We start from the raw sequence: 13277 nt of genomic DNA, 5'->3' as shown, positions 1-13277 counted from the left end.
TATCTTATATAAGACTTGAGCGATGCGTCAAAGTTCCGGCCCCTGACACGCCAGACCGGTTCGAATTCGGCGAAACCCTTACTGTGGCGGACGCGCGCCAAGCCTGCAAGACCCCACGGCGGCGAGGGTGGGCTTTACGTCAGACGCGCGGGCATCTCGGCGGCCGCATATTCAAGAAAGCGCTTCAACGCCAGGGGCTCGCCGCTGCGCGCCGGCATGACGGCATAAATCCGGGCGGGCGCCGCGGTCCAGTCGGGCAGGATGCGGACCAGATCGCCCTGATCGAGCTCCGCGACGCACAGATAGCGGGGCACCAGCGCCACGCCCAGACCCGCCCCGGCCATCGCGCGCAGCGTGTCCATATTGCTGCTCAGGCTGCGCGGCTGGAATTCCACCGACGCCATCTCGCCGCCGGGCCCGGTCAGCCGCCAGGTGTGCGGCCCGTCCTGCGTGCCATGAGCAAGCAGGGGCAGGGCGGCCAGATCGCGCGGATGGCGCGGCGCGGATCGGGCCATCGCGGGACTGCAAACCAGCGCCAACGGCACCGGGGCAATTTCCAGCGCATTGAGTTTTGCATCCGTCAGCGACGACGCCTGGGCGCGGAACGCCAGGTCGTAGCCCTCGCCGACCAGGTCGATGATCTGGTCGCGGGTATCGAGCAGCACCCGCACGCGGGGATGGTCGACGCAGAATCGGGCGACCAGGCCGCCCAGGATCCGGCTTGCGAGGGACGCGGGCGCGGTGATGCGCAGCATCCCGGCGGGGACGTCGCCGATCGATGCGGCCAGGTCGAAGACGCTGCGGGCCTCGCGGGCCAGCGCCTGCGCGTGGGCATGGATCTGCTCGCCCATCGGCGTCAGCGACACGCGGCGCGTATTGCGCTGAAGCAGCCGCACGCCCAGGCGCGCTTCCAGTTCGGCAACCCGCCGGCTCACCTTGGAACGTTGCATATTCAACACACGTGCGGCGGCCGAGAAGCCCCCTTTTTCAACAACTTCGCTGAAAAGCAGGAGGTCTTCAAGGCGATGAACGTAGCTAGGCATACAGCGTTTTAATAGGAGAAATCAGAAATTTTGCTGGCATTGTCCTGACAGCCAGGACAATTATTCCTGAAATTGGCCCCTACTGTCCGTCGAGTCGAACTCATAAGCTGTCGCCGCAATACATGTTCCGTAACAGCAAGGCAGCACTTTTTGACTCTTCACCTCAGCGCCGTCATCGCCGGATCCAGCCGCTACCTGGGCGACGCCTGCACCATCCGTCAGTTTCGCCAAACCGATTTTTCGGGCTGCATGTCGCCCGTGGTGCTGGTGGACCACTTCGTCATGACGGGCCCCACGTTCGAGCCCCACATGCACGCCGGCGTCAGCGCCGCGACATTGCTGCTGGAGGACAGCACGGGTGTCATGCAGAGCCTGGACGGCATCGAGAACAGCCGCGAGATTCGCGCGGGCGACCTGATGTGGACACAATCCGGGCGCGGCATCGTGCACGCGCAGCGGCCGGCAGGCGAGGCCACGCTGCATGGCTTACAGATCTTCATCGACCATCCGGCGCATCTGAAGTCCCTGCCGCCGTCGACGTCTTTGCTGCGCGCCGCGGAAATGCCGGCCATCCAGACGCCGTCGGGTCGGCTGCGTGTGGTGGCGGGCAGCTATGCCGGCCTCGAATCGCCCCTGTGCACACCTGAACCGTTGCTGATTCTGGATGGCTGGCTTCGACCCGGCGCGAGCACCCTCGTGCCCTTGCCGCCCGGCTGGAATGCGTGGTTCTACGCGGTGCAAGGCGACCTGGGCGTGCGCGCCAGGCACCGCAGCAAGGGCGGGCCGCCCCTGCCTAAGGTGGCCGGGGGCGATCCGGACTTTGCGGTGCTGCCCGCCGGCTCCGCCGCGGCCGCCAGCGCCACGCCCGACGGCGAAGAGGGCGTGCTGCTGCTGATGGCGGGCAAGGTGCCCGTGCATTTCGTGCTGGTGGCGGGCCCGGCCGTCGTAGCGGCGCCGGATCAGGGCATCGGCGTCACCCCGGCTGCCGATGCGGCCCTTGCCGAGGCGCTGACGGCATATGACGCCGTGGAGACCCCAGCGACGGCGGATGCGTTGACGACCTGCTGAATTGGGGCGAAATTTGTTGCTCAGCCGCAACGCTGGACGCGAATTCTCTTTGAGGGACGCAATGAGAACGATTCTCTTTTGGTAACATCTAGCGCGTTGCACCTCAAGCGGATCCTCCTCCGCACCGCGGAATCTCTTTCCGCACCACCAGCGTCCCGATATGAAAATCAGAACTCTCGCTTGCATGGCCGCCGCGCTGCCGTGCTTTGGCGCCGTCCACGCCCAGACCGCGCCCCAGACTGCCCCCCAGATCCAACCCGCCACGACCAGTGGCCCCGTGACCTCGATGGACGCCATCCGGGTCGAGGCCAGCGCGGACGCGTCCGCCGGCGGCCTGTCGGCGCCGTTCGCGGGCGGCCAAGTGGCCCGCGGCGGCCGTGTGGGTATCCTCGGGACCGAGGACTTCATGAACACGCCGTTCAGCGTCACCAGCTACACCAACGAGCTGATCCAGGACCGCCAGGCCAAGAGCGTGGGCGACGTGCTGCAGAACGATGCTGGCGTGCGCGTGGCGCGGGGCTTTGGCAATTTTCAAGAGTCGTATTTCATTCGCGGCTTCATTCTGAGTTCGGACGACGTGGCCTACAACGGCCTGTATAGCCTGCTGCCCCGCCAATACATCGCCACCGAGTTGTTCGAGCGCGTGGAAGTGCTGCGCGGCGCAACTGCCTTTTTGACGGGCGCGACGCCGGGCGGCGGCGGTATCGGCGGCGTGATCAACCTGGTGCCCAAGCGCGCGCCGAATGAGCCGCTGACGCGCGTCACCACGGGCGTGGCGAGCGGCGGTCAGTTCTTGCTTTCGACCGACGTGGCGCGTCGCTTTGGACCAGATGAAAACACGGGGATTCGCTTGAATGCTGCCCAACGAAGCGGCGACACTGGCGTTGACGATGAGCACTCACGTACGAGTCTGGTTTCGTTAGGGCTGGACTGGAGATCGGCCGATACGCGCCTTTCGGCAGATATCGGCTGGCAAGAAAACAAATTGAAGCGCACGCGTCCGAACGTGACGTTGGCGAAAGACGTGACGGTGGTTCCCGATGCACCGGACGCCAGCTCTAACTTTGCTCAGCCTTGGTCGTACTCCAACGAGCGCGACTTATTCGGCACGGTCCGGGCCGAGCATGACTTTAGCGATAAATTGACAGGTTGGGCGGCATACGGCTTCCGCCGCAGTGACGAGTCAAATTCGCTTGGCAACGTAACGGTGACGAATGGAAGCACTGGCGCCGCACAGTTTTCTCGATTTGATAACGTGCGCGAGGACCGCGTCGACACTGGCGAGTTTGGACTCCGTGCTAAGGCGCAAACCGGCCCAGTAGGCCATGAGTTTGTCGCTTCAGCGTCGTTTTTCCAGTTGAAGAAGGACAACGCATATGCGTTGGGCGGGTTGCGTCAAACCAATATATATAACCCTACTTCCTATTACGACGCACCGCCACTGACTTCGGGGAAGGGAAATATGGACGATCCGACGTTGACTGGTCGGATCAAGATGAGCAGCTTCGCTTTCGGCGATACGATGTCCTTCTTCGATGACCGCGTTCTGTTTACGGCGGGGGTTCGGCATCAACGTCTGTCCAGTCGCAGCTACGACTACGACAGCGGCGAAGAGACCAGCGCATACGATGCAAGTCATAACTCCCCTGCTGCGGGGCTCGTTGTGAAGGTTTCGCCGAATGTGTCGCTTTACGCTAACTACATTGAGGCACTGGTCGCGGGCGATTCTGCTCCCAGTACTGTTAATACTGGCTCCGGAACGCTTCCCGTCGCAAACGGGGGCCAAAGCTTGGCTCCGTATGTCGCCAAACAAAAAGAAATTGGCGTGAAGTACGAGGGCGAGTACTTTGGATCAACGCTTGCGCTTTTCACCACTGACAAGCCTCGGGCCTACACTGATCTTTCGGATCTGACGTTTAAGGAGGCTGGAAAGGACCGCCATCAAGGCGTTGAGCTGAACGTCTTTGGTGAAGTGACCCGCAGTGTCCGCTTGCTGGGTGGTTTCACTTGGTTGGATGCTGAACAGCGCTCCACCGGCGACTCGGCTATCAATGGCAATCGTGTAATCGGTGTGCCGCGATTCCAGACCACGATGGGTGCAGAGTGGGACATTCCTGGTGTTCAAGGTCTGACGGTCGACGGCCGAGTCGTCTACACCGGCTCGTCATATGCCAATGCGGAAAACACTCTGAAGGTGCCGGGCTGGACGCGCTTTGACGCCGGGGTTCGATACATGACAGATGTGGGCGGCCATACGCTGACGTTGCGCGCTCGTGTCGAGAACATCGCTAACCGCAATTACTGGGCTTCGGTCGGCGGTTATCCTGGCTCTGGCTACCTCGTCCTGGGCGGTCCGCGCACATTCTCGCTGTCGGCGAGCATGGACTTCTGATCGCGGCGGGCTGATGCCCGCGCATGAAAAATCCCGGCCTTGCGCCGGGATTTTTTTTGCCTGTCGCAGCAACCGTGCGCAAAGGTGTCTGACACCCTGGGGAGACAGTCGTCAGCTTGCGAGGGCGCCTCAGCGGGTGTCAGACACCAGTATTTTTTGTCGCAGCAACCGTGCGCAAAGGTGTCTGACACCCTGGGGAGATAGTCGTCGGCTTGCGAGGGCGTCTCAGCGGGTGTCAGACACCAGCATTTTTTTGTCGCAGCAACCGTGCGCAAAGGTGTCTGACACCCTGGGGAGACAGTCGTCGGCTTGCGAGGGCGTCTCAGCGGGTGTCAGACACCAGTATTTTTTGTCGCGTGCGCGAAGGTGTCTGACACCCTGGGGAGACAGTCGTCAGCTTGCAACGGCGTCTCAGCGGGTGTCAGACACCGTGGATCATCCGAGCGGGGTGTCAGACACCCCAATCGGTGTCTCACCAGAACCAACCGCCCCGCGAGAGGCTCGATTCGCAGCTCTTGTACTGCGCCGTGAACTTTTCCGCGCGCGCCTGCACTTTTTGCGATACGGTCTTCAACCACGCCTTGCGGTCGTAACTACGGTTGCGGTAACCGGTCCAGCCTTCGTGGTAGTTCAGATACTGCCCGTACGCATCCCATTTCGAGATGCCGTTGATGCGCTGCGTCTTGCTCATGTACCAGCCCATGAAGTCCAGCGCGTCGGCGAAGTTGTCGCGGCTGGATGTCCAGCCGCCCGCTTCGCGCTTGTAATCGGCCCAGGTTTCGTCCTTGGCCTGCGCATAACCGTAAGCGGAACTGACGCGGCCCCACGGGATGAAGCCCAGGAAGTAATAGCGCGGCGGCAGCGCGTCGTGCTTGAAGGACGACTCCTGGTACATCATCGCAATCGGCACCGGCACCGGCGCGCCCCATTTCTTCTGCACGTCCAGCGCCGCGTCGTGCCATTCCGGTTTTTCGCGGAAGATGGCGCAGATGTTGTCGGGATTCGAGGGCGGCGCGGTGGCGCAGCCGGCTAGCGTCAGCAACAGCGTCGGCGGCAATAGCCGGATCATTGGCAGGCTTCCTCCAGGAAAAATGCGCCGGGGCTTCCCCGGCGTTGGCGGCCGACGTTTCACCGGCATGCCTGGATTGTATTGAAACGTTTCGTTATACAGCCTCCGCGCCAATCCGAATTGCCCGGATAGAGGCAAAAAAAACGGCCCCGGGCGATTGCACGGGGCCGTTGTTCAGGCCGCAGGGCCTGGCAGGGGGATCGGGATCAGACCTCGATCACGTCCGCCACGTCCTTGTAGTCGGGGATCTTGTCGAAGTTCAGGTACTGGTAGATCTGGTCGCCGCTCTTGTTGATGACGCCCATGTCGGCCATGTACTCGTCCTTGGTCGGGATGCGGCCAAGCTTCGAGCAGATGGCGGCCAGTTCCGCCGAACCCAGGTACACGTTCGTGTTCTTGCCCAGGCGGTTCGGGAAGTTGCGGGTGCTGGTCGACATGACCGTCGCGCCTTCGCGGACCTGCGCCTGGTTGCCCATGCACAGCGAGCAGCCCGGCATTTCGGTACGTGCGCCGGCAGTGCCGAACACGCCGTAGTGGCCTTCCTCGGTCAGTTGCGTGGCGTCCATCTTGGTCGGGGGAGCGACCCACAGCTTGACCGGGATATCGCGCTTGCCTTCGAGCAGCTTGGAGGCTGCGCGGAAGTGGCCGATGTTGGTCATGCAGCTGCCGATGAACACTTCGTCGATCTTGGCGCCAGCAACTTCCGACAGCGTCTTGACGTCGTCGGGGTCGTTCGGGCAGGCGACAATGGGCTCATGCACGTCGGCCAGGTCGATCTCGATGATCGCGGCGTACTCGGCGTCGGCGTCCGGCTCCAGCAGCTTGGGGTCGGCCAGCCAGGCTTCCATCGCCTTGATGCGGCGGCCCAGCGTGCGCTCGTCTTCGTAGCCGTTGGCGATCATCCACTTGAGCATCACGATGTTGCTGTTGATGTACTCGATGATCGGTTCCTTGTTCAGGAACACCGAGCAGCCGGCGGCCGAACGTTCGGCGGAGGCGTCCGACAGTTCAAAGGCTTGTTCGACCTTCAGGTCGGGCAGGCCTTCGATTTCCAGGATGCGGCCGGAGAAGATGTTCTTCTTGCCTTGCTTGGCAACCGTCAGCAGGCCTTGCTTGATGGCGTACAGCGGAATGGCGTTGACCAGGTCGCGCAGGGTGACGCCAGGTTGCAGCTTGCCCTTGAAGCGGACCAGCACCGATTCCGGCATGTCCAGCGGCATGACGCCCGTGGCGGCGGCGAAAGCCACCAGGCCCGAGCCGGCGGGGAACGAGATGCCAATGGGGAAGCGGGTGTGCGAGTCGCCGCCGGTGCCGACGGTGTCGGGCAGCAGCATGCGGTTCAGCCACGAGTGGATCACGCCGTCGCCGGGACGCAGCGACACGCCGCCACGCGTGCTGATGAACTCAGGCAGCGTGTGGTGCGTCTTGACGTCGACGGGCTTGGGGTAGGCGGCGGTGTGGCAGAACGACTGCATCACCAGGTCAGACGAGAAGCCCAGGCAGGCCAGGTCCTTCAGTTCGTCGCGGGTCATCGGGCCAGTGGTGTCCTGGCTGCCGACCGAGGTCATCTTCGGTTCGCAGTAGGTGCCCGGGCGGATACCCTTGCCTTCCGGCAGGCCGCAGGCGCGGCCGACCATCTTCTGGGCCAGCGTGTAGCCGCGGCCGGAATCGACCGGATCCTTGGGCAGGCGGAACAGCGTGGAGGGCGCCAGACCCAGCGCTTCGCGGGCCTTGGCGGTCAGGCCGCGGCCGATGATCAGCGGAATGCGGCCACCGGCGCGCACTTCGTCAAACAGCACGTCGGACTTGACCTCGAATTCGGCGATGACTTCGCCGTTCTTGATGGCCTTGCCGTCGTAGGGGCGCAGTTCGACCACGTCGCCCATTTCCATCTTGGAAACGTCGAGTTCGATCGGCAGCGCGCCGGCGTCTTCCATCGTGTTGTAGAAGATCGGGGCGATCTTGTTGCCCAGGCACACGCCGCCAAAGCGCTTGTTCGGCACGAAGGGGATGTCTTCGCCCGTGAACCACAGCACCGAGTTGGTGGCCGACTTGCGCGACGAACCCGTGCCGACCACGTCGCCCACGTAGGCGACCAGGTGGCCCTTTTCCTTCAGGGATTCGATGAACTTGACCGGGCCGCGCTTGCCGTCTTCTTCCGGTTCGAACGCAGCGCCATCGCGCTTGTTCTTGAGCATCGCCAGCGCGTGCATCGGGATGTCGGGACGCGTGGTGGCGTCGGGGGCGGGCGACAGATCGTCGGTGTTGGTTTCGCCAGGAACCTTGAAGACCGTGATGGTCAGGCTTTCCGGCAGTTCCGGACGGCTGGTGAACCATTCGGCGTCGGCCCAGCTTTGCAGCACGGACTTGGCGTTGGCGTTGCCCTTGTCGGCCTTTTCCTTCACGTCGTGGAAGGCGTCGAACATCAACAGGGTCTTCTTGAGCGCATCGGCGGCGATGGTGCCGATTTCCGCATCGTCCAGCAGGTCGACCAGCGGGCCAATGTTGTAGCCGCCGAGCATCGTGCCCAGCAGTTCCGTCGCCTTGGCTCGGCTGATCAGCGCACAAGCTTCCTTGCCCAGCGCCACGGCGGCCAGGTACGAAGCCTTGACCTTGGCGGCATCGTCCACGCCGGCCGGCACGCGGTACGTCAGCAGCTCGACCAGATTCTGCTCCTCGCCAGCGGGCGGGTTCTTCAGCAGTTCGATCAGTTCAGCGGTTTGTTTGGCCGTAAGGGGCAGCGGGGGGATCCCCAGAGCCGCGCGTTCGGCGACGTGTTGGCGGTAAGTATCCAGCATGTGAGGCCTGCTTAAAGTCGGGTTGGAAGAAGGGTTGTCGGCCGGAATTGTAGAAGCAAGTGGGGGCCGGTAGCAAATGTCTTATATCTTATATAAGACTTGGGTCGATAGCTGTTGTGCGGCGGCGACGTCCGGGCCTGGTGCCGGGCGGCAGGCGCCGGTGGGGCGGGCGTGCCCGCCGGACAGCAGCCGGCCAAGGCGCCGCGCAATGAAAAAGCGGCCGACCGGGCCGCTTCGGAAATACCCCGCCGCCAGCCGGTCAGGGCGCCGTGGCGTCGTACACCACCCCGACGCGGGCAAAATTGCCGCCGTACTGCTTGACGTCGACCTGGAACGGCGCGCTGTCGCCGGGCGGCAGGCGCGGCACACGCAGTTCCTGGAATGTGGCGCCGGAGAGCTGGTCCTGGGCGTCGTACAGGCTGACCCACACGCGCACCTTCTCGACCTCGCTGGCGCTGTCGTTGCGCACCCGGCCGTGCACCGTCACGTACTTGTAACGGAACCGGTAGCTGAAGTTCAGCGTGCCGGTGCCGATGGCGGCTTCGGTGTTTTCGACCGTCACGGCAAGGTGCGGCCGGGGGCCGGGCAGGGCGGCGCGCTTGGCGGGCAGCCAGTTCGTCTTGATTTCCGTAAAGCGTTCCACGCGTCCGGTCAGCGCCACGGGCACGCGCTCGCCGGGATACAGGTGCGTGGGCAGGCTCCAGGACTGGCGCAGCTCGAGCGGGCGCGATCCGTCGAACACCGCGATTTCCGCACGCGGCGACAGCGCAACGTATTGGTCGCTGGTGTTGACCAGTTCCGCATACAGCACCGGGCGCTCGATTTCGTCCAGCAGCCGGCGGGGAGCAGACAGCTTCAGCGCCCCGGTATCGAACAGGGTGAAATCCGGGTCCAGCAATTCCTCGGTGGTCAGACGGACGTGGTCGATGACCCGCGTGTTGGCCGGACTGACGCGCACGATGCGGCTGGCGGGCGGCTCGGCCACCGGCGTGGCCGGTTTGGCCGCAGCCTGCGCCGAGGGCTGGCTGGCGCCATTCGGCAAGGTGTATTTCCACGCGGCATATCCGCCCGCGGCCAACAGGATCAGCGCCAGCCCTGCCAGGGCCGGCCGCGACGGGCGCCGGGAGGAGGAGGGGTCAGCTTTCACTTTGCACCATGTAATCGTAGGAGGCGACCTCGCCGTCGCGCAGCATTTCGCAGCGCACATCGAAGGACGTCAGCGCGTCGGGGGCCAGCGGGCTGGCGGTGGCATAGCCGTTGCCCGTGCCGATCAGCCTGCCGTCGGCGCCGTACAGCATCACGGTGATCTGCGTGCTGCTGGCCGGGCTGGTTCCCTGGTTGCGGATCAGGCCGACCAGACGGTAATTGCCGTCATTGCGCACGAGCTGAACCTTGCTGGCAGCCACGTCGTTGTTCTTGCCGCGCGCGCGCGATGGCGTGCTCACCTGCAGGTCGTAGCGGCTGTATGCCTTGGACGGCGCCGATATTTTCAGCGGGGTGTATTCCCCCGGTTCCAGCGAGCGCGCGGGCGCCGAACCCGATACGGTGGACAGCGACAGGTCGCCCTGGAAGAACGATGCAGTCACGCGCGGCACGTCGATCTTCCGGCCGGTCTCGTTGCGCACGATCATGACCAGCTCGGTGCGGCCGCGCGTCTTCACCTCTTGCACATCGGTCAGCTTGACCAGCGAGGCGTCGATGGGCGGTTCGACGATGCGGGCCGGTGCAGGCGACGGCCGCGAACCCAGGGACGAGACGGCCAGCGGGATGAGGACGGCGGCCAGGATCGCCACCGAGATCGCCGCGATAGCGGCGGGCTTGATGGGCGCCGGCTTCGGCTGCTGGATGTTGCGCAGGATCTTTTCCAGCCGCTGCGCGACGTTGTCTTCGACCAGCGTCACTGCGTGGCAGTGGCTGCACTGGTATTCGTTGGTGTCCAGCTTGGTGAACTGGGCGCTGCCGCATGTGGAGCAGGTCAGCGTCACTGTGTTGATCGTGGTCTGTTTGGGCGTCATCTCGCTACGCAGGCGGGCCGGCCGCATGCCGCGAACCGGGATGGCGCGGCGGGACCGGCGGGTGGGGCTTACCGGGCGGCAAGAATAGCGGCCTGCGGCCACCCCCGGGGTGCATGAGCGCATCAGTTTGTGACCATATGTGTGGAATCGGCGCTGCTGGGGCCGGAATGCCGCGGCCGCCCGGTGCTATCATGCCCCGCGAAAAATCGTTGTCGCGTCAACCATTACCACGCCGTTTCCCGTCGATCCGCTCTCTGCCGCCCTGGCGCGCAGCCGGGCAGAGCCGAGGTCTGGCTCTTCCTGCATGAGCATCTATCAACATTTGCTGTTTCTGGCCTGCGTGGCGCTTGCCACCTATGCCCAGACGATGACGGGCTTTGCATTCGGCCTGGTGCTGCTGGGCCTGTCGGGCGTGTTCCAGCTTGCTTCGGTGTCCGAGGTGGCCAACGTGGTCAGCGTGCTGTCGCTGGTCAATGCGGGCGTTACCTTGCTGCGCGCCAAACCGCAAATAAACTGGTCGCTGCTGACGCCCGCCGCGGTCAGCAGCCTGGCCGGCGTGGGGGTCGGTGTGGCCGCGCTGACGTGGATCAGCGGGTCGATGGCGGTGCTGCTGCAGTTGCTGCTGGGCGTCACCATCCTGGCCTGCGCCATCCTGCTCGTGACCCGCACCCAGCCGCTCGCGCAGTTGTCGTCGCGAACTTCCAGCGTGTTTTTTGGCGGCGTGTCGGGCGTGCTGGGCGGGTTGTTTTCCAGCGCCGGTCCGCCCATGGTCTATCACCTGTACCGCCAGCCGCTGCCGCTGGCCACCATCCGCAACAGTCTGCTGATTCTGTTTTCGCTCAACGCCACTGTGCGCCTGGCGCTCGTGACCGGGCAGGGCGCATTCATGGCGTCGTCGTTCTGGCTGAGCGTGCAGGCGCTGCCGGTGGTGATCGGCGTAACGTGGTTTGCGCGCCGCTACAGCACCGAGAATTCGATGAAGAAGGTCAAGCGCATGGTATTCGTGCTGCTGCTGGCCGCAGGCCTGGGCCTCATCGTCCCGGCGACGAGAATATTGGCGGCCGGCTAGGTGCGGCCCGCTAGGTGCGGCCGGCTAAGTGCGGCCAACTAGCTGCGGCCGGCTAGGTGCAGCCGGCCAAGTGCGGCCAGCCCCATCCATCGGTCAGCCGCGCTCTCCCGTGATGTAGCGCTCAAGTTCATGAATGATGAATTTCTGCTCGCTCATCACATCCTTGACCAGGTCGCCGATGGATAGCAATCCGATGAGCTTGTCGTTGTCGATGACCGGCAGATGGCGGAAATGCCGCTCGGTCATCATGGCCATACAGTGTTCGCGCGTATCGGTGGGACTGACGTAATACACCGAGTCCGTCATGATGTCGCGCACCTTGGTCGTGCGCGACGAGCGGTCCTGCAGCACGATCTTGCGGGCGTAGTCGCGTTCGGTCAGCATGCCCAGCACCACGTCGCCTTCCACCACCACCACCGCCCCGATGCCGCGGTCGGCCATCGTCTTGATCGCGTCGAAGACCGACGAGTCCGGCGAAACCGTCACAACGGCGTGATTGGCCTTTTCTCTGAGAAGCTCAGCAACTGTCTTCACGATGTGCTCCCGAATCGGTGATGTGGTTCGAAGATCGTTGGCTTGCGGCAGGTGTCTGACACCCTGGGGCGACCGGCAACTGCCCAATTGCCACCGTGTAACCATGCACCATCCTAAGCCTGCCTGCGGCATTGCCGCAAGCCGCGCGCGTTACATCGTGTGTTTGACGCGAAATGCTGGCTGGCTATCTTCGCCAGTGAAGATGCCCGCCAGTTTTGGGGGCTGCCCAAGTCCCGCACGCGGAGGGCGGACAGCGGCACGTCGCCGCGCCGATCCGCGCTTAAGCAGTTTCCTTGCCGTACAACGCCGTGCGCAGATAGGTCAGCGCGTCGCTGCGGCTGGCCAGGGCGTCAGCCCCGATACGATCATGCCAATGCGATTCCGATCCCGCCGCGAGCCGCCATTCGCGCAGACGGCGCGTGTAAAGCTGCAGGTCGTGTTCCGCGGTGACGCCGATGGCGCCGTGCACCGCGTGTGCAATGTCGGCCACGCGCGGCACAGCCTGGCTGGCGCGGGCCTTGCCCAGCGCGGCGAGCAGCGGGCGGGGCAGGCCGTCCTCGCCCTGGAAGGCGAGTTGCGCCGCCATGCGGGCGGCCCACACCTGTTCGGCCATTTCACTGATCTGCTGCTGCACGGCCTGAAAACGTCCGATGGGCTTGCCGAATTGCGTGCGCTGGTTGGCGTAGTCCAGCGTCATCGCCAGCACCCGGTCCATGGCGCCCGCGATCAACCCCGTATAGGCGCTGGCTGCCAGCGTCTCCAGCGGCGCCACGTGGTCGATGCGTTCGGCGTCGGCCAGCGCCCAGGACACTCCGCCGTCCAGGCTGCCATGCACGCCGTTGGGTTCGATGCGCGCCGCCTGCATGGGCAGCAGCCAGGTCTGGCCGCCAATGCCGGCCAGCACGTAGTCAGCGCTCCGCGCCCAGGCCACGTTCGTGCCCGCGACGCGCCCGTCGTCGATGGCAAGGCCTTGCGGCGCAAGCGCGATGGCGCCTGACGCCTGCGGCCGCTGCACGCGGCTCAGCCAGGCGCGCGCCAGCAACGTGTGGGCGATGGGATACGGGCACAGGTGCCGCCCCGCCGCCACCACCACCGGCAGCGCATCGGCCAGACCCAGGCCCGCGCCGCCATGATCCTCCAGCACCAACGCATCCGCGAATCCCGCTTCCTCGCAGGCCCGCCACGCGTCGCCGGAGGGCTGGCCCTGTTCGGCGCGGCGGATGACATCCGGGGTGCAGGTCTGCGCGAAAAGGCGTTCGGCGGCATCGCCAAAAATGTTGTCCATGACG

Annotated in this window: 10 protein-coding genes; 3 read left to right on the top strand and 7 right to left on the bottom strand. The window is 64.5% G+C overall.

Features of this window, described 5'->3' with window-relative positions; all coding sequences use genetic code 11:
* Nucleotides 1-134: 134 nt before the first annotated feature.
* The gene (locus ASD71_RS10835; RefSeq protein ID WP_056563192.1) at nucleotides 135-1043 is read right to left on the bottom strand and encodes a LysR substrate-binding domain-containing protein; all 909 of its coding nucleotides are present in this window, start codon (nucleotides 1041-1043) and stop codon (nucleotides 135-137) included.
* A gap of 150 nt (nucleotides 1044-1193) precedes the next feature.
* On the opposite strand from ASD71_RS10835, the gene ASD71_RS10830 reads away from it, so the two are divergent.
* Nucleotides 1194-2111, top strand: a complete 918-nt coding sequence (locus ASD71_RS10830) for a pirin family protein (protein ID WP_056563189.1) — start codon at nucleotides 1194-1196, stop codon at nucleotides 2109-2111.
* 160 nt (nucleotides 2112-2271) lie between these two features.
* Nucleotides 2272-4503 carry a TonB-dependent siderophore receptor gene (locus tag ASD71_RS10825; protein ID WP_056563186.1) on the top strand — a complete coding sequence of 744 codons (2232 nt, stop codon included), beginning with the start codon at nucleotides 2272-2274 and terminating at the stop codon, nucleotides 4501-4503.
* A gap of 472 nt (nucleotides 4504-4975) precedes the next feature.
* Here the strand turns inward: ASD71_RS10825 and ASD71_RS10820 are convergent, their stop codons facing one another.
* The 4 genes from ASD71_RS10820 to ASD71_RS10805 form a co-directional block, all read right to left on the bottom strand.
* A complete protein-coding gene (locus ASD71_RS10820; RefSeq protein WP_056563184.1) occupies nucleotides 4976-5572 on the bottom strand; it encodes a hypothetical protein in 597 nt (198 codons plus the stop codon).
* 206 nt (nucleotides 5573-5778) lie between these two features.
* Nucleotides 5779-8370, bottom strand: a complete 2592-nt coding sequence (acnB, locus tag ASD71_RS10815) for a bifunctional aconitate hydratase 2/2-methylisocitrate dehydratase (RefSeq protein WP_056563181.1) — start codon at nucleotides 8368-8370, stop codon at nucleotides 5779-5781.
* A 259-nt stretch (nucleotides 8371-8629) separates the two neighbouring features.
* Nucleotides 8630-9517: an FxLYD domain-containing protein gene (locus ASD71_RS10810; protein WP_056563179.1), complete on the bottom strand. Its 888-nt coding sequence runs from the start codon at nucleotides 9515-9517 to the stop codon at nucleotides 8630-8632.
* Nucleotides 9507-10385 (bottom strand): FxLYD domain-containing protein, encoded by an 879-nt coding sequence (locus ASD71_RS10805; RefSeq protein ID WP_056563176.1) that lies wholly within the window; start codon nucleotides 10383-10385, stop codon nucleotides 9507-9509. The genes ASD71_RS10810 and ASD71_RS10805 overlap by 11 nt, the downstream gene beginning before the upstream one ends.
* A 304-nt stretch (nucleotides 10386-10689) precedes the next feature.
* Between ASD71_RS10805 and ASD71_RS10800 the strand changes: the two genes are divergently transcribed.
* Nucleotides 10690-11454, top strand: coding sequence for a TSUP family transporter (locus ASD71_RS10800; protein ID WP_056563173.1), 765 nt, complete (start codon nucleotides 10690-10692; stop codon nucleotides 11452-11454).
* Between the two features lie 93 nt (nucleotides 11455-11547).
* Here the strand turns inward: ASD71_RS10800 and ASD71_RS10795 are convergent, their stop codons facing one another.
* Nucleotides 11548-11988 (bottom strand): CBS domain-containing protein, encoded by a 441-nt coding sequence (locus ASD71_RS10795; protein WP_056563170.1) that lies wholly within the window; start codon nucleotides 11986-11988, stop codon nucleotides 11548-11550.
* 280 nt (nucleotides 11989-12268) lie between these two features.
* Nucleotides 12269-13273 (bottom strand): acyl-CoA dehydrogenase, encoded by a 1005-nt coding sequence (locus tag ASD71_RS10790; RefSeq protein WP_056563167.1) that lies wholly within the window; start codon nucleotides 13271-13273, stop codon nucleotides 12269-12271.
* Between the last annotated feature and the right edge of the window lie 4 nt (nucleotides 13274-13277).

The organism is Achromobacter sp. Root565, assembly GCF_001427425.1.
Lineage (GTDB): Bacteria > Pseudomonadota > Gammaproteobacteria > Burkholderiales > Burkholderiaceae_B > Achromobacter > Achromobacter spanius_D.
Note: the sequence above shows the minus strand (reverse complement) of the source record. Positions and strands in the feature narration are given on the sequence as shown.